We start from the raw sequence: 16,775 nt of genomic DNA on the forward strand, positions 1-16,775 counted from the left end.
GACGACTCCTTCAGTCAGCCTGGTGAGGAAACAGGGTATTATCAATTAAATCGCACAGGCAGTTTACGGTCAGCATATGCATCTCTTGGATACGGGTGCTGCGGTGCGACGGGATGCGGATCTCCACATCCTGCTGCCCCAGCAGACCGGCCAGCTCGCCGCCGTCATAGCCGGTCAGCGCCACGATCGTCATATCGCGGGTAACCGCCGCCTCGACTGCCTTGACGATATCACGGCTATTGCCCCGGGTTGAGATAGCCAGCAGTACGTCTCCCGCATGGCCCAGGGCACGTACCTGCTTGGCGTAGATCTCATCGTGCAGGCGATCGTTGCCTATGGCGGTTAAGACCACGCTATCGGCGTTTAGTGCGATGGCCGGCAGGCTTGGACGCTCGGTTTCAAAGCGATTGATCAGCGTCGCGGCGAAATGCTGGGCATTGGCGCCGGAGGCGCCGTTGCCGCAGCTCAGAATTTTATTGCCGTTCAGCAGTGACTGCACCAGCGTCATTGCCGCGCGGGAAATGGCATCGGGCAGGGCTTCCGCTGCGGCAATTTGCGTTTGTATGCTTTCAGTAAAACAGCCTTTAATTCTTTCCAGCACGGTAAGTGTCCATTTATTTGGAAAAGCCTGAACAGCGTTATGCGCTTCAGACAAATGCATTGGGCAGCCATTGTAACTGGCCGCCGGTGATTGCCAAAACGTCAAAACGACAATCGGCTGTCTCTATACTCTGATTTTGCGTCGCCAGCCAGCGGGCCGCGCAGCACTGTAGACGCTGGCGTTTACGGCGATCAATGCTGGCGGCCGCGCCGCCGTAGCAGGCGTTTTTTCGGTAGCGCACCTCGACAAAGACCCAGGTGGCACCGTCGCGCATAATCAGATCGATCTCACCGCCGCGCAGGCGTACGTTTGCGGCGTGAAAACGCAGCCCGGCCTGCTCCAGATAGCGGCGCGCCCGCTGTTCATGGTGCGCGCCGATCTGGTGAGCGGTTATTGAACCGGGACGATGCTGCCTTTCTGGTACTGCAGCCACGGCAGTTTCCGCTGGATGACGCAGTTGTCGTTGGCGCTCAGCGTCCCGGTCGCGCCCTGAACCTGGAAGCCGGGGATCTGGCGCAGCTGGGCGAAGTGGTTGGCCAGCGTCCAGGCATCAGCGCCCATGGCATACAGCCGCATCAGCGAATAGTCGTTGCGGTACTGGGCCGGCGCCTGCTGCAGCATGGCCGGATCGCTGCCGGCCAACAGCGGAATATCGCTGAACTGAATGCCCTCCATTTCCAAGCGGAAATCGGGACCGGCGCCCGCTTGATAGCTGCGTGAGCTGGCATATAGACCGATGCCGTTATGGGTGCCGTTGGCCAGATCGATCATCGGCTTGATCAGGGTGATCTCGGCCGGCGTCGCAATGATATAGACGGCGTCCACGCCGCCGCCGCTGGCTACCGGCGGCTGCACCGGCGCCGGGATGGTCAGGCCGGCAATCGTCACCGAGGCCGACGGGGCCGGTGCGACGCTGACCGGCTGGCCGGTCAGGCGGATCCCGGTGCCGCCGTTGATGGTGCTGCGCAGCTCGGCGCTGGAGCCGAAGGTTTGCTGCAGCACGCTGCCGCCGCCCAACGACTGCCATTCGGTGGCAAAGGCCTTCGCGACGCGATCGCCCAGCGGGCTGCGCGGGATCAGCAGCAGCGGGGTACGCTTACCCTGAGTCCAGATATGCCGCGCGGCATCGCGCGCTTCATCTTCCGGTGACAGCGCGAAATAGCAGATGTTGGGATGGTTCTGCACCTGCTCGGGCTGGTTGAGCGCCAGAATATTCAGCGGCGTAGAAAGGGTATTGAGTTGATCCACGTTGTTTTTCAGCAGCGGACCGACGACCAGGCTGGCGCCGGTTTGCTGCGCCTGGCTCAGCAGCGCGGGCAGCGGCTGGCTGCTGGTGTCATAGACCTGAATATGCGCGTCGGGATTGCCCGGGCTGACGCCGGGCGCGATCGGATCGCCAGCGGCGTCCAGCGGCGGCAGGGCAGCGCTATCGTTAGGGGCCGCGGGCGCCGCGGCGTCCGCCCCCTGGGCGCTGGGGCTGACGGCGCCGGCGGCGTTAACGTCGGCCGGCGCAGACGGGGTCGCCGTCGCTGCCGGGGCGCTGTTCGGGGTAAACGCGCCGTTTTTCGCGGCGTTGAAACCGGCCTCAATGGCGTCAGAGAAGACCTTGGCCTGACCGTTCAGGGGTAGCAGCAGCGCAATGCTGGCGGTAGAGGCCGACTGCAGGTGCAGGATATTGTCCAGTGCGCTGGGCAGCAGCGTCGCCGCCGGGTTATTGGGGTAGCGGGTCTGCCAATCTTTGATCGCCGCCTTGAGCAGCGCCGGATCCTGACGGTTATCCTGGTACAGCCGCAGCAGATCCAGCCAGCCGCGCAGAATATCTTCGTTGGCGTTGATCACCATGCCGTTGAGATCGGCCGGGCTCAGGGTGCTCAGCGCGGCCCAGGTGGCGTCAATGTTGGCCTTGCGCTGCTTCTCCTGCGTCAGCAGCGGCTGCAGCGCGATATAGGCGCGGATCTGCGCCAGGGTGGTTTTCCCCTGCGCGGCGGCGATCACCGTCTGATAGTAGCGCAGCTGCTGCGCCTGACTGAGCTGGGCGACGTCCAGGTTGGCCAGGATGGTCTGCGCCTGCGCCGGGGCGTGCCGTGCGATCTCCAGCTCGGCGCTGACCAGGCGCTGCTCCAGTTGCTGAGCCTCGCTTAGCTGCGACGGCAGCTGGCCGAGCAGGTCGGCCGCCTGAGGTAGCTTTCCCTCCCGCAGCAGTGCACGAATGGCAAGTAATTGCCAGTCAGCCTTGCTATCATCGCTACTCTGCTGCATCTGCTGCAGATAGTAGTCGGCAGAAGCGGTGGCTTCGCTCTGTACGGGGGCCGGTGGCGTGGTAGATATGCGCCCGGAACAGGCGGCCAGCAGTGTGGCGGCCAAAACCAGCGGGATAAGGCGTCCGGACTTGGTGCGGACAGTGATTGAGGAAAGCATACTGTACCCAGTAAATTTTTTCAGAATGCTCAATATTAAATCGACAAACCGGATGAAACAATGAATCAAAACGATCATGCTGCCATTTCTGCGGCGACGCTGTACGTGGTGCCGACGCCTATCGGTAACCTCGGAGACATTACCCAGCGGGCGTTGGAGACGCTGAAAGCGGTCGATTTGATAGCGGCGGAAGATACCCGTCATACGGGAATGCTGTTACAACATTTTGCCATAAATGCGCGCTTCTTTGCATTGCATGACCACAATGAGCAGCAAAAAGCGGATCAGCTACTGGCGAAGCTGCGCGAGGGACAGAGTATTGCGCTGGTCTCCGACGCCGGTACGCCGCTGATTAACGATCCCGGCTATCACCTGGTGCGCCGCTGTCGCGAGGCCGGGATTCGCGTGGTGCCGCTGCCGGGTGCCTGTGCGGCGATCACGGCGCTGTGCGCGGCGGGCGTGGCGTCGGATCGCTTCTGCTACGAGGGCTTTTTACCCGCCAAGGGGAAAGCGCGGCGCGATCGGCTGCGCGATCTGCAGCAGGAGGCCCGTACGCTGATCTTCTACGAGTCGACCCATCGCCTGCTGGAGAGTTTGGCGGATATGGTCAGTGAACTGGGCGCCGAGCGCTATGTGGTGCTGGCGCGTGAGTTGACCAAAACCTGGGAGAGTATCCACGGCGCGCCGGTGGCTGAGCTGCTGGCCTGGGTGCAGCAGGATGAGAATCGGCGTAAGGGTGAAATGGTGCTGATCGTCGAGGGATACCAGGCGGATGAAGAGGCGCTGTCGCCCGAGGCGCTGCGCACCCTGGCGCTGCTGCAGGCAGAGCTACCGCTGAAAAAGGCGGCGGCGCTGGCGGCGGAAATTCACGGCGTGAAGAAGAATGCGCTGTATAAATACGCACTCGCGCAGCAATCAGGTGACAAGTGAGGCGGAATAGCCTATCATCCGCGCCGGAGTTGACTAGACAGTCGCCGCTGTGTCGTCGTCCTTTCGGGGAGACGGGCGCAGGGGAGGAAAGTCCGGGCTCCATAGGGCAGGGTGCCAGGTAACGCCTGGGGGGCGTAAGCCCACGACAAGTGCAACAGAGAGCAAACCGCCGATGGCCCGCTGCAAAGCGGGATCAGGTAAGGGTGAAAGGGTGCGGTAAGAGCGCACCGCGCGGCTGGCAACAGACCGTGGCACGGTAAACTCCACCCGGAGCAAGGCCAAATAGGGGTTCACAAGGTACGGCCCGTACTGAACCCGGGTAGGCTGCTTGAGCCAGTGAGCGATTGCTGGCCTAGACGAATGACTGTCCACGACAGAACCCGGCTTACCGGTCAACTCCCTTTATCTAAAAACCCCGCCTCGGCGGGGTTTTGCTTTTTAGGACGTTGGCGGCGGCGGCGATGCGCTATGCTCCTGCGCTGACGCCTCGCGTTCGCTCTCCTCCGCCAGCGGAGCATTGGCGGTCAGCAGGTAGGAGGATTGTTGCCAGCGACTGCGCCGCGCCTGCAGCAGTGTGCGTGCCAAAATGATGCCAATCGCCAGCGCTAGCAGCATCATCAGGCGCAGCAGGCTGGTGGTGTTGTCTACCTGCTGTGATTCGGTTGCCAGAACGTGGGTGTCCAGCGTCAGGCGCAGGAAGCCGAGGGGGCCATCGCGGCCGTCGATCGGCTGGACTATCTGGTGGTTAAAATAGCTGCCGGCGCGCTGGCCATCCAGCGCCAGCCGATCGCGCACCTCCACCCGTTCGCCGGCCTGGGCGATCAACGACCCGTCCAGCGCATAGACGCTGGCATCCAGGATACGGCTGTGGCGGGTCAGCGTTTCCAGGATGGGGGCGATTTTTTTGGTATCCGGCGTATCGTCATTGATGAGCGGGGAGAGGCGGGCGGCAACCTGCTGAGCCAGGGTTTGCGCCAGCTCGCCGACCTGATCGAGCCGCGCCCGCTGATGACTGAGGCTGAAATAGGACGCCCCCTGCATCAGAATGACCAATAATGCCAGACATATCAGCACGATGGCTGTTCTGTGCAGGCGGAAGCGAAGCGTAGCCTTAACCATTGGGGATCCTTTGCGCCGGTAATGACTTTATGTTGCCAGAAGCCTTGACGATAGGATAGCTTGAGGCACAGTTTTGACGCCGGGATGGCGTTTTTAAGGAGTGGTTATGCCCAACAGTCTTACCTTTTGCGATCTGCCCGCCGAGATTTATCGCTGGCCCGGCCTGCCGCTGTCGCTGAGCGGTGATGAGGTAATGCCTTTGGACTATCGCGCCGGTCATACTGGCTGGTTGCTGTATGGACGTCATCTGGATAAGGCGGCGCTGCAGGCGTTCCAGCGCCGCTTGGCGGCGCCGCTGGTGGTGGTGGCCGCGTGGTGCATCGAGGACTACCAGGTGGTGCGCCTGGCCGGCGGTATGCCCGCCAGGGCCGCCAGGCTTGCCAATGAGCAGGGCATCGATACCGCGGTCTTGGGGCGTCTGCCGCACCTGCGCTCGCCGGGGCTGCTGGTGATGGATATGGACTCGACGGCCATTACCATCGAGTGCATTGACGAGATCGCGCGTCTGGCCGGGGTCGGCGGAGAGGTGGCCGCGGTGACCGAGCGCGCCATGCGCGGCGAGCTGGACTTTGCCGCCAGCCTGCGCCAGCGCGTGGCGGCGCTGGAGGGGGCCGACGCCGCCATCCTGCAGCAGGTCAGGGATGCTCTGCCGCTGATGCCGGGGTTAACCAGCCTGGTGCGCAAGCTGCAGGCGTTTGACTGGCATGTGGCGATTGCCTCCGGTGGTTTTACCTACTTTGCCGATCACCTGCGCACGCGCCTGAATTTGAGCGCCGCGGTGGCCAACGCGCTGGAGGTGCACAACGGGCGTCTGACCGGACGGCTCACGGGGCGGATCGTGGATGCGCAGTGCAAAGAGGATACCCTGTGCGAGCTGGCGCAGCGGCTGAATATCCCATTGGCCCAGACCGTCGCCATCGGCGATGGCGCGAACGATCTGAAGATGATCCAGCGTGCCGGGTTGGGGATCGCATTCCATGCCAAGCCCTGCGTCTACGATCGGGCGCCGCTGGCGATTCGTCATGCGGATCTCATCGGTGTCCTGTGCGTGTTGAGCGCGACGTTAAAGCATGAAGAGCGTTAGGGCGTATCCGCGCGGAGCGGCGGCGCCGGGCAGTCATCAGAAAGGAGGTCGGCAGTGGCAAAGGCGGTGAAACGGGCGTTTGTCTGTAATGAGTGTGGGGCGGACTATCCGCGCTGGCAGGGGCAGTGCTCGGCCTGTCAGGCCTGGAATAGCATCAGCGAGGTACGCCTGGCGGCGGCGCCGGCGGCGGGGCGTAGCGCGCGTCTGTCTGGCTATGCCGGCGATGCAGGAAGCCTGAGCAAGGTACAGAAGCTGTCGGAGATTAGCCTGGAGGCGCTGCCGCGTTTTTCGACCGGTTTTACCGAGTTTGACCGGGTGCTGGGCGGCGGCGTAGTGCCCGGAAGCGCCATTTTGATCGGCGGAAATCCCGGCGCAGGCAAGAGTACGCTGCTGCTGCAGACCCTGTGCCGCCTGTCACAGCAGATGAAGACCCTGTATGTGACCGGTGAGGAGTCGCTGCAGCAGGTGGCGATGCGCGCCCATCGCCTTGGCCTGCCGACGGAGGGGCTGAATATGCTGTCGGAGACCAGTATTGAGCAGATTTGCCTGATCGCCGAGCAAGAACAGCCGAAGCTGATGGTGATCGACTCGATCCAGGTGATGCATATGGCCGATATTCAGTCTTCGCCCGGCAGCGTAGCGCAGGTGCGTGAAACGGCGGCCTATCTGACGCGCTTTGCCAAGACGCGCGGCGTAGCGATCGTTATGGTCGGCCACGTCACCAAGGATGGCTCTCTGGCCGGTCCCAAGGTGCTGGAGCACTGCATCGACTGCTCTGTGCTGCTCGACGGCGACGCCGACTCGCGCTTTCGTACCCTGCGCAGCCATAAAAACCGCTTCGGCGCGGTCAATGAGCTGGGGGTCTTCGCCATGACCGAGCAGGGGCTGCGCGAGGTCAGCAACCCGTCGGCCATCTTCCTCAGCCGCGGCGAGGAGATCACCGCCGGCAGTTCGGTGATGGTAGTGTGGGAGGGGACCCGCCCGCTGCTGGTGGAGATCCAAGCGCTGGTGGATACCTCCATGATGTCCAATCCGCGGCGGGTTGCCGTGGGGCTGGAGCAGAACCGTCTGGCGATTCTGCTGGCGGTGCTGCATCGTCACGGTGGGCTGCAGATGGCCGATCAGGATGTGTTTGTCAACGTGGTCGGCGGGGTAAAGGTCAGCGAGACCAGCGCGGATCTGGCGCTGCTGATGTCGCTGGTGTCCAGCCTGCGCGACCGGCCGCTGCCGCAGGATCTGGTGATCTTTGGCGAGGTGGGGCTGGCGGGCGAGGTGCGTCCGGTTGCCAGCGGTCAGGAGCGTATTATTGAGGCGGCCAAGCACGGCTTCCGGCGGGCGATAGTCCCCCATGCCAACGTGCCGAAGAAGGTGATCCCCACTATGACGGTGTACGGCGTGAAGAAGCTGTCGGACGCGCTGGATATTCTGCAGGATCTGGCATGATGCGGATGCCAACCTGACGTTAAAAAGGCTCCCGAGGGAGCCTTTTTCGTAGCATGACGCGCTTATTTGGCGATCTTCTTGTATTTGATACGGTGCGGCTGCAGGGCTTCGGCGCCCTGGGTGCGCTTCTTGTACTCTTCGTACTCGCTGAAGTTCCCCTCGAAGAATTCGACGCGTCCCTCATCCTGATAGTCGAGGATATGGGTGGCGATACGGTCGAGGAACCAGCGGTCATGGGATATGACCATGGCGCAGCCCGGGAACTCCAGCAGGGCGTTCTCCAGTGCGCGCAGGGTTTCAACGTCCAGATCGTTGGTCGGTTCGTCGAGCAGTAGCATATTGCCACCGACCTGCAGCAGCTTGGCCAGATGCAGACGGCCACGCTCCCCGCCGGAGAGCTCGCCGACGCGTTTGCCCTGATCGGTGCCTTTAAAGTTGAAGCGGCCGACATAGGCGCGGCTGGCGATCTCAAAGTTACCGATACGCATGATGTCCTGCCCGCCGGAGACCTCTTCCCAGACGCTTTTCTTATCGTCCATGGCATCGCGGAACTGGTCGACGGAGGCCAGGGTCACGGTGTCGCCCAGCGTGATGCTACCGCTGTCCGGCTGCTCCTGGCCGGAGATCATGCGGAACAGGGTGGACTTACCGGCGCCGTTCGGGCCGATGATGCCGACGATAGCCCCTTTCGGGATGCTGAATGAGAGCGCATCGATCAGCAGGCGATCGCCGTAGGATTTGGATAGGTTGCTGACCTCCAGCACTTTGTCGCCCAGGCGCGGTCCCGGCGGAATGAATAGCTCGCTGGTCTCGTTACGCTTTTGGTAATCGGTATTATTGAGCTCTTCAAAGCGGGCCAGGCGGGCCTTGCCCTTCGACTGACGCCCCTTGGCGCCCTGACGCACCCACTCCAGCTCTTTCTCAATGGATTTACGGCGGGCGGCTTCAGCAGAGGCCTCCTGCGCCAGGCGCTGATCCTTTTGCTCAAGCCAGGAGGAGTAGTTACCCTCCCACGGGATCCCCTCGCCGCGGTCCAGCTCGAGGATCCAGCCGGCGACGTTGTCCAGGAAGTAGCGGTCGTGGGTGATGGCGACGACGGTGCCCTCATAGTCGTGGAGGAAGCGCTCCAGCCAGGCGACGGATTCGGCGTCCAGGTGGTTGGTTGGCTCGTCGAGCAGCAGCATATCCGGTTTTTCCAGCAGCAGACGACAGATAGCCACACGGCGACGCTCACCGCCGGAGAGATTGGCGATCTTGGCATCCCAGGCTGGCAGGCGCAGCGCATCGGCGGCGCGCTCCAGCTGGTTATCCAGATTGTGGCCATCGTGGGACTGGATGATCGCCTCCAGTTCTCCCTGCTCTTTGGCCAGCTTGTCAAAGTCGGCGTCCGGATCGGCGTACAGGGCGTACACCTCATCCAGACGGGTCAGCGCCTGCTTAACCTCGCCCACGGCCTCTTCCACCGCCTCGCGGACAGTCTGCTCCAGATTGAGCTTCGGCTCCTGCGGCAGGTAGCCGATCTTAATCCCTGGCTGCGGACGTGCCTCGCCTTCGATATCGGTATCAACGCCGGCCATAATGCGCAGCAGGGTGGATTTCCCCGCGCCGTTTAAACCCAGCACGCCGATTTTGGCACCCGGGAAGAAACTGAGGGAAATATCTTTCAGGATGTGACGCTTCGGCGGGACGATTTTGCCGACGCGGTTCATGGTATAGACGTATTGAGCCACGTTGCTCTGAGCCTCTTGTTATCGGATGAATATGCTGCGGATCGATAGTGGATGCGGAGTGTAGCCCGTTCATCCACGGATAACAACGACCCGCGGGCAGGGGGTGGACAAAGCGCGAGTATAGCGTGCCATCGCGCTTTTTCCTTGCGATCTCTGTCGGTTCCAGGTGAATTCTCCCCGATTGAGTGCGTAAAGGATAAAAGGGATGGCGACAGGCCGTAGGCAACGTGTAAATGCGTGCAAGAAAAGCTGGATACGGGGAATGCTTTGCTAAAATCACTGTCATAGAATTTCAGACGGTTAGCCAACGCTCTACGCGGAGCGATGGAGATCATTCGGTGGACGCGCGGGGCGCGAGGGTCAGTAAAGGAAAGAGACACATGGTCATGGTGGGCAAATGGCGCTATTGGAGCGTCGGGCTGTGCCTGGCGCTGAGCGCGGCGGCGGCCTCGGCAGATTCGCTCGATGCGCAGCGCACGCGCTATCAACAGATTAAGCAGGCGTGGGACGGCAACCGGATGGACAGCGTCAATCAGCTGATGCCGACGCTGCGAGACTATCCGCTGTACCCCTATCTGGCCTATCGGGCGCTGACGCAGGATATGTCCCAGGTTAACGCGCAGCAGATTAAGGCCTTTTTGCAGCAGTATCCGACGCTGCCGCCGGCGCGCAGCCTGACGTCGCGCTATGTCAATGAGCTGGCGCGGCGCGAGGATTGGATAGGTCTGCTCGCCTTCAGTCCCCAGCCGCCGCAGCCGGTGGCGGCGCGCTGTAACTATTACTACGCCCAGTATGCCACGGGGCATGCGGAGGCGGCGTGGCGCGGCGCGCAGGCGGTCTGGATGAGCGGTCAGTCGCTGCCCGCCAGCTGTGATAGGCTGTTCGATGCCTGGAGGGGGGCCGGTGGGCTACGGGATCAGGCGGTGCTGGCCCGCCTGCGTCTGGCGCTGGAGAAAGGCAACGCAGGGTTGGTGAGATATCTGCAGCAGCAGCTGCCGACGAACTACCAGACCCTGAATACAGCGCTGACGGCGCTGCAGGCCAATCCGCGCAGCGTAGAGGCCTTTGCCCGCAGCGTCGCGCCGAGCGATTTTACCCGCGATATCGTGGGGGTCGCCTTTGCCTCGCTGGCGCGCCAGGATGCGGATGCCGCGCGGGCGATGTTGCCTACGCTGGTGCGACTGCAGCATATTCCGTCGAGTCAGCGGCAGGCTATGGAGGAGACCATTGCCTGGCGCCTGATGGGCAGTGATGCCAGCGCCGACGATCGCCGCTGGCGCGACGGCGTGATCCGCCGCAGCCATAATGCGGCGTTGCTGGAGCGACGCCTGCGCATGGCGCTGGGCGAGGGCAACCCGGCACAGGTGCGCGAATGGCTGGGACGTCTGCCGCCGTCGGTGCGCGATAAGGATGAATGGCGCTATTGGCAAGCGGTGGCGCTGATGGATGAGGGGAAGCGCAGCGAGGGGCAGGCGATTCTGCGGGCGCTGATCACGCAGCGCGGCTTTTATCCCATGGTGGCCGCCCAACGGCTGGGTATTCCCTATCCGCTGCAGGTGATGCGCGCGGTACGCCCGGATGCCGCCCTGGCGCAGGAGCCGGCGATCGCCCGGGTGCGCGAGCTGATGTACTGGAACATGGATAATACCGCGCGCAGTGAGTGGAGCGCGCTGGTTGCCAGCAAGCCTCGTCCCCAGCAGGAGGCGCTGGCGCGCTATGCCCTGGATCAGGGGTGGGCCGATCTGAGCGTGCAGGCGACGATTGTGGCTAAGCTGTGGGATCATCTACAGGAGCGCTTCCCGCTGGCCTGGCCGCAGGAGTTTCGCAGTGCAACGGAGGATAAGGGGATCACGCCAAGCTATGCCATGGCTATCGCCCGCCAGGAGAGCGCCTGGAATCCAGAGGCGCGCTCATCGGTCGGCGCCAGCGGCCTGATGCAGCTGATGCCGAAGACGGCGGAGCACACGGCCAAGATGTTCAGCCTGAGTCACTATCAGAACAGCAGCCAGCTGTTCGATCCCAAAACTAATATCGATATCGGTACCCGTTACCTGGAGTATGTCTACCAGAGCCTGGGGCGTAACCGTATTCTGGCGAGCGCGGCGTACAATGCGGGGCCGTCGCGGGTGAATACCTGGCTCGGCAACAGCGGCGGACGGGTCGATGCGGTGGCGTTTATCGAGAGCATTCCGTTTTCGGAGACGCGTGGCTATGTGAAGAACGTATTAGCCTACGATGCCTACTATCGCTATTTCATGCATCGCCCGGACCAGATACTGACGGATGCCGAGTGGGCGCGCCGCTACTAGCGCGCCGCGGCCTACATCCTGCGCGGGGTCTATGGTATGCTTGTACTCGTTGAATAGTTCAGCCGTAGGCAAGGTAGATCAGACGATGCAAAAGACAACGCCCGCGCCGGATCAGGCTCCCGCAGAGCCTGATGACTGGCAACGCTTCATTCAGCTCTTACAGCAGGCCTATCAAGAGGGGTGTCAGGAGCCGATGCTACAGCTGTTTCTGACGCCGGATGAGCGCGATGCATTAGCAACCCGGGTGCGCATCATTGAAGAGTTGCTGAAGGGGGAGATGAGCCAGCGTGAGCTGAAGAGTCAGCTGGGCGCCGGTATCGCCACGATAACCCGAGGCTCAAACAGCCTAAAAATGGCGTCGCCTGACTTTAAGCGCTGGCTGGTGCGTCAACTGTTGCCATCGACGCCTCAGGCGTAATGGGGCGGTGGCTCGCGGTGGTAGCCGGGCTCCAGCGCCGCCAGGGCTAACAGCAGTGCCTGGTAATACACGCTGGTGCGGCTGAGTCGCCCCTGGGTAAAGATGCCGATGGCGCCCTCCCGCCGATTAATATCCTCGATACCGCTCAGGCGTTGCATCTCATGTCCCAGCGTCTCTCCCTGTCGGATACCGTCCATGACGCGGTCCGGCAGCGTTAGGCTGGCGGAGCGGGATTCGCCGCGGTGGCAGCGGTTTTCCACCGACATCCAGGCAAAGGTCATATTATCCTCAATTCCCGCCTCAATGCCGACCCAAAAGTCTGCCTCTGGCCGCAGCTGACGGGCGCAGATGACGCGGTGACGCGCTCCGCTGCGCGTTTGCGTGCTGCCCAAGGGCTGCTCCGGCACGCCGCTATCGACGTCTATCCCTTCAATGCGGTATTGTCCGGCGCCAAAGGCCGCGTCAAATGCCAGCGTAATGGCCTGAATTTTTGCCGGATTGGTGGTCGCGGCGACAACATGGTACATACGGTTCCGGTTTCCTTTAAACGAGTGGGTATCGCGACTGTCCGGAGCGCAGCCGACGGCTGCGCGTGCGCGGCAGCGGGGCTCCGTGTAGCGATTCGGCCGGGAATATCCGGTCAGTAAGCATAGCAGTGGCTGAAGACAGCCCAGTATAGGTAAAAAAGAGATGAGACAGGTATATCTTATTCGTCACGGCGAAACGGAGTGGAACGTACAGCGGCGCATTCAGGGACAGTCGAACAGCCCGCTGACCGTGATGGGCGAACGGCAGGCGCGGCAGGTCGGCGCGCGCTTAGGCCAGATGGGCATTACCCACGTGATCGCCAGCGATCTGGGGCGCACCCAGCAGACGGGGGAGATCATCGCCGCGGCCTGCCGCTGTCCGCTGACGCTGGATGCCCGCCTGCGCGAGCTGAGCATGGGGGTGCTGGAGTCGCGTCTGTTGGCCTCGCTGTCGCCGCAGGAGGAGCAGTGGCGCCTGAGCATGCTGGATGGTTCGCCGCAGGGCTGTATTCCGCAGGGGGAGACCATGGCGCAGCTGGCTGAGCGCATGCAGCAGGCGCTGAACGATTGCCTGGCGCTACCGCCGGGGAGCCGTCCGGTGCTGGTAAGTCATGGCATTGCCCTGGGCTGCCTGCTCTCCACGGTGCTGGGGCTGCCGCCGTACGCTGAGCGCCGCCTGCGCCTGCGCAACTGCTCGCTGTCGCGGGTGGACTATCAGCAGAGCGCATGGCTGGCGAGCGGGTGGGTGGTCGAAACGGCGGGCGATGTGCAGCATCTGGCCCAGCCGTCGATGGATGAAGTGTTACGTTAGGACGACGGCGTGTGTCGGATGGGGATCAGGTACTCACAGCGCAGATTTTTTGGCGGGCGCTGGGTGGAGTCTATTAGGGGATAGAAACGCTCCACATCATAGCCGCGGCGACGGGTCAGATTCAGGGTCGGCAGGGCACTGTTATACAGGCTCATAATGAAGGCCTGGAAGTGCTCGGTCGGGCCCTGATAGCTGAATTTGGCATATTCACCGCCGGCCAGCTCGATAGACTGCACTTCGCGGGTGACCTGCTTGGGCAGCAGGTGCGGCTCCAGGGCCGTGGTATACATGATCGACTGCTCATCATCCTTGTCCGGGTTCGGATGAGAATGGTGCAGCCCATACAGCACCGGCGGAATATCGCGGATATCCTGCACCGCGTGTAAAAAATCGCGCCAGAACTGCGTGCGCAGCTCGGTACGTACGCGGCAGATCTGCTCCAAGGTACAGGTGTAGCTCTGGGTGACGCCGACCAGCGATAGGCTAGGCAGCGTGATGAACTCTGGCGTAGGGATAGTGTAATCCCCCAGACGGATCGGCGGGCGCATACCGTAGGCATGCCACTCCTCCGCCCTGCGATATAGCGCTGGTGTTTTGTTAAACTGCTTTTTGAAGGCGCGTGTGAACGTCTGCTGAGAGTCAAAGCGGTATTGCAGCGCGATATCCAGAATGGGCCGGCTGGTCAGGCGCAGCGCCGCCGCCGCGTTAGAGAGGCGGCGGGCGCGAATATAGGCGCCGATGGCCTGTCCGGTGACATCTTTGAACATGCGCTGTAAATGCCATTTGGAGTAGCCTGCCTTGGCCGCGACGTTGTCGAGGGTAAGAGGGTGATCGAGGTGTCCTTCTAACCAATTTAGCAGGTCATGAATAATATCGGCCTGATCCATAAAGCGTCCTTAATGCGGTGGTATACATAGGCTGCATACAATGTGCAGGGAAGCAACCATGATCCGACGAAACGTGCTGATTGCAATACGAACTTAAGGGCAAGCAGTATAATAAAAAAATGGCTTGTTATCTTTTCTATTCAACGTCGGCAAAGTAGTAACGACTGTTATTATAAAATTTCAGAGGTAAAGTAGTGAATAAATATTTTGTTGGCTTATGTGTCTCGCTGACGGCCCTGTGGGGTGCCTCGGTCCACGCCGAGGAGATCGGCTCTGTCGACACGGTATTTAAGCTGTTTGGCCCAGATCATAAGATTGTGGTCGATGCCTTTGACGATCCCGACGTGGAAAATGTGACCTGCTACGTCAGCCGGGCGAAAACCGGCGGAATCAAAGGCGGTCTGGGGTTGGCAGAGGATACCTCGGATGCGGCGATCTCCTGCCAGCAGGTGGGACCGATCGCGCTGAGTGAAAAAATTCGTAACAAAAAATCGGATGGCGAGGTGGTGTTTCGTAAGCGTACCTCGCTGGTATTTAAGAAGCTACAGGTCGTGCGCTTTTATGACAGCAAGCGCAATGTGCTGATCTATCTCTCCTATTCTGATCGGGTCGTGGAGGGATCGCCGAAGAACGCGATCAGCGCGGTGCCGGTGATGCCGTGGAGCGCGGCGCCGCAGGGGTAACATCGCATTCAAGCAAAAAAAAACAGGCCGACAGCGTCGGCCTGTTTGTTAACGATCAAGCGCGGCGCGATCAGTGTGCGATCTGCGCCTGCAGGAAGGCGGCGATCTCATCGACGCTGATCATCAGCTTCTCACCGCTGCGGCGATACTTGTACTCGATCTCGTTGTTATCGAGGTTACGATCGCCGATGACGACGGTATGCGGAATCCCGATCAGCTCCATATCGGCAAACATCACGCCCGGGCGCTCTTTGCGATCGTCCAGCAGGACCTCAATGCCCTTGGCGCGCAGCTCGTCGTACAGACGCTCGGCCACCTCTCTTACCCGGAACGACTTGTGCATGTTCATCGGCAGGATGGCGACCTGGAACGGTGCGATGGCGTCCGGCCAGATGATACCGCGCTCATCGTGGTTCTGCTCGATCGCCGCGGCGACGACGCGGGTGACCCCGATACCGTAGCAGCCCATGGTCATCAGCTGATTGCGGCCATCTTCGCCCTGTACGGTGGCGCTGAGCGCCTCGGTGTACTTGGTGCCTAGCTGGAAGATGTGCCCCACTTCGATGCCGCGTTTGATGAGCAGCGTCCCCTTACCATCCGGGCTGGGATCGCCTTCGACTACGTTACGGATATCGGCGACCTGCGGCAGCGCGGCGTCACGCTCCCAGTTGATGCCAAAGTAGTGTTTGCCATCGATATTGGCGCCGGCGCCAAAATCGCTCATCACCGCAACGGCGCGGTCGGCCACGACCGGCAGCGGCAGATTGACCGGCCCCAGGGAGCCCGGCCCGGCGTTAACCAGCGCACGGATTTCCGCTTCGTTGGCGAAGCTCAGCGGGCTAGCAACCAGCGTTAGCTTCTCGGCCTTCACCTCGTTCAGTTCGTGATCGCCGCGTACCAGCAGGGCAACCAGCGTATGGCCGCTCTCCTCGCTGGCGTGAACCAGCAGAGTCTTCACGGTTTTTTCGATCGGCAGGCCATGCTGTTCAACCAGCTCCGCGATGGTCTTGGCATTCGGGGTGTCCACCAGTTGCATAGGCTGGGTTGCCGCTGCACGACCGGTGGCCGGTGCCAGGGCCTCGGCCAGCTCGATATTGGCGGCATAGTCAGAGGCGGTAGAGAAGACGATGTCGTCCTCCCCGCTCTGGGCCAGCACCTGGAACTCATGGGAGGCGTTACCGCCGATGGAGCCGGTGTCGGCCTGTACGGCGCGGAAGTCCAGACCCATGCGGCTAAAGATGCGGCTGTAGGCGGCATACATGGCCTCATAGGTCTCCTGCAGGGACTCCTGAGTGGTGTGGAAGGAGTAGGCGTCCTTCATCAGGAATTCGCGGGAGCGCATTACGCCGAAGCGTGGGCGTACTTCATCGCGGAATTTGGTCTGGATCTGGTAGAAGTTCAGCGGCAGCTGCTTATAAGAGCTGATTTCATTGCGTACCAGATCGGTAATGACCTCTTCATGGGTTGGACCGAGCACAAACGGGCGATCGCCGCGGTCGACAAAGCGCAGCAGCTCGGGACCATACTGCTCCCAGCGCCCGCTCTCCAGCCACAGATCGGCCGGCTGCACCACGGGCATGGATACCTCGATCGCACCGGCGTAGTTCATCTCTTCTCGCACGATGTTTTCGACTTTGTTCAGAACACGCAAGCCGGTCGGCAGCCAGGTATACAGGCCGGACGCCAGCTTGCGGATCATCCCGGCGCGCAGCATCAGCTGGTGGCTGACGACTTCCGCGTCGGCGGGTGTCTCCTTGAGGGTGGAGAGCAGATATTGGCTAGTACGCATGAGTATGGTTCCGTTCGAACGAGCAA

15 protein-coding genes and 1 other RNA gene are annotated in these 16,775 nt (G+C 61.7%); 8 read left to right on the forward strand and 8 right to left on the reverse strand.

Annotated elements, in window-relative coordinates:
• Positions 1-10: 10 nt before the first annotated feature.
• The 3 genes from diaA to ETEE_RS10460 are packed head-to-tail and all read right to left on the reverse strand — an operon-like array spanning position 11 to position 3,019.
• Positions 11-601 (reverse strand): DnaA initiator-associating protein DiaA, encoded by a 591-nt coding sequence (gene diaA, locus ETEE_RS10450; RefSeq protein WP_012847405.1) that lies wholly within the window; start codon positions 599-601, stop codon positions 11-13.
• A gap of 46 nt (positions 602-647) precedes the next feature.
• Positions 648-1,034 carry a YraN family protein gene (locus tag ETEE_RS10455; RefSeq protein WP_034162766.1) on the reverse strand — a complete coding sequence of 129 codons (387 nt, stop codon included), beginning with the start codon at positions 1,032-1,034 and terminating at the stop codon, positions 648-650.
• Entirely contained in the window at positions 992-3,019 is a 2,028-nt protein-coding gene (locus tag ETEE_RS10460) for a penicillin-binding protein activator (RefSeq protein WP_034162765.1), read from the reverse strand. Before ETEE_RS10460 ends, ETEE_RS10455 begins: the two co-directional genes overlap by 43 nt.
• 60 nt (positions 3,020-3,079) lie before the next feature.
• On the opposite strand from ETEE_RS10460, the gene rsmI reads away from it, so the two are divergent.
• Both rsmI and rnpB read left to right on the forward strand, forming a co-directional pair.
• A complete protein-coding gene (gene rsmI / locus ETEE_RS10465) occupies positions 3,080-3,949 on the forward strand; it encodes a 16S rRNA (cytidine(1402)-2'-O)-methyltransferase (protein WP_034162764.1) in 870 nt (289 codons plus the stop codon).
• Between the two features lie 25 nt (positions 3,950-3,974).
• An RNA gene (rnpB, locus tag ETEE_RS19555) (RNase P RNA component class A) lies at positions 3,975-4,353 on the forward strand.
• A gap of 34 nt (positions 4,354-4,387) precedes the next feature.
• Here rnpB and ETEE_RS10470 read toward each other — a convergent pair.
• Positions 4,388-5,068 carry a YtjB family periplasmic protein gene (locus ETEE_RS10470; RefSeq protein ID WP_034162763.1) on the reverse strand — a complete coding sequence of 227 codons (681 nt, stop codon included), beginning with the start codon at positions 5,066-5,068 and terminating at the stop codon, positions 4,388-4,390.
• Positions 5,069-5,174: 106 nt separating this feature from the next.
• On the opposite strand from ETEE_RS10470, the gene serB reads away from it, so the two are divergent.
• On the forward strand, positions 5,175-6,152 hold the full coding sequence (serB, locus tag ETEE_RS10475) for a phosphoserine phosphatase (protein ID WP_034162762.1): 978 nt from the start codon (positions 5,175-5,177) through the stop codon (positions 6,150-6,152).
• A gap of 54 nt (positions 6,153-6,206) precedes the next feature.
• Positions 6,207-7,595, forward strand: a complete 1,389-nt coding sequence (gene radA / locus ETEE_RS10480) for a DNA repair protein RadA (protein ID WP_034162761.1) — start codon at positions 6,207-6,209, stop codon at positions 7,593-7,595.
• Positions 7,596-7,657: 62 nt separating this feature from the next.
• Here radA and ettA read toward each other — a convergent pair whose 3' ends face one another.
• Positions 7,658-9,325, reverse strand: coding sequence for an energy-dependent translational throttle protein EttA (ettA, locus tag ETEE_RS10485; RefSeq protein ID WP_015870044.1), 1,668 nt, complete (start codon positions 9,323-9,325; stop codon positions 7,658-7,660).
• 389 nt (positions 9,326-9,714) lie between these two features.
• Between ettA and sltY the strand changes: the two genes are divergently transcribed.
• Together sltY and trpR are read left to right on the forward strand one after the other, a co-directional pair.
• Complete coding sequence (gene sltY, locus ETEE_RS10490; RefSeq protein ID WP_174434950.1) at positions 9,715-11,634, forward strand: murein transglycosylase; 1,920 nt, start codon at positions 9,715-9,717, stop codon at positions 11,632-11,634.
• 85 nt (positions 11,635-11,719) lie between these two features.
• Entirely contained in the window at positions 11,720-12,052 is a 333-nt protein-coding gene (trpR, locus tag ETEE_RS10495) for a trp operon repressor (RefSeq protein ID WP_012847414.1), read from the forward strand.
• Here the strand turns inward: trpR and yjjX are convergent.
• Complete coding sequence (yjjX, locus tag ETEE_RS10500; RefSeq protein ID WP_034162759.1) at positions 12,043-12,579, reverse strand: inosine/xanthosine triphosphatase; 537 nt, start codon at positions 12,577-12,579, stop codon at positions 12,043-12,045. The two genes, trpR and yjjX, sit on opposite strands and share 10 nt — an antisense overlap.
• Before the next feature lie 163 nt (positions 12,580-12,742).
• On the opposite strand from yjjX, the gene gpmB reads away from it, so the two are divergent.
• Positions 12,743-13,390: a 2,3-diphosphoglycerate-dependent phosphoglycerate mutase GpmB gene (gpmB, locus tag ETEE_RS10505; RefSeq protein ID WP_034162757.1), complete on the forward strand. Its 648-nt coding sequence runs from the start codon at positions 12,743-12,745 to the stop codon at positions 13,388-13,390.
• On the opposite strand, the gene robA is transcribed toward gpmB, so the two are convergent.
• Complete coding sequence (gene robA, locus ETEE_RS10510) at positions 13,387-14,277, reverse strand: MDR efflux pump AcrAB transcriptional activator RobA (protein WP_034162756.1); 891 nt, start codon at positions 14,275-14,277, stop codon at positions 13,387-13,389. The genes gpmB and robA overlap by 4 nt on opposite strands.
• 194 nt (positions 14,278-14,471) lie before the next feature.
• Here robA and creA point away from each other — a divergent pair, with 194 nt between their 5' ends.
• Complete coding sequence (gene creA / locus ETEE_RS10515) at positions 14,472-14,960, forward strand: protein CreA (RefSeq protein WP_034162755.1); 489 nt, start codon at positions 14,472-14,474, stop codon at positions 14,958-14,960.
• 70 nt (positions 14,961-15,030) lie between these two features.
• On the opposite strand, the gene proS is transcribed toward creA, so the two are convergent.
• Positions 15,031-16,749 (reverse strand): proline--tRNA ligase, encoded by a 1,719-nt coding sequence (gene proS / locus ETEE_RS10520; RefSeq protein WP_034162754.1) that lies wholly within the window; start codon positions 16,747-16,749, stop codon positions 15,031-15,033.
• Between the last annotated feature and the right edge of the window lie 26 nt (positions 16,750-16,775).

Source organism: Edwardsiella anguillarum ET080813 (assembly GCF_000264765.2).
Lineage (GTDB): Bacteria > Pseudomonadota > Gammaproteobacteria > Enterobacterales > Enterobacteriaceae > Edwardsiella > Edwardsiella anguillarum.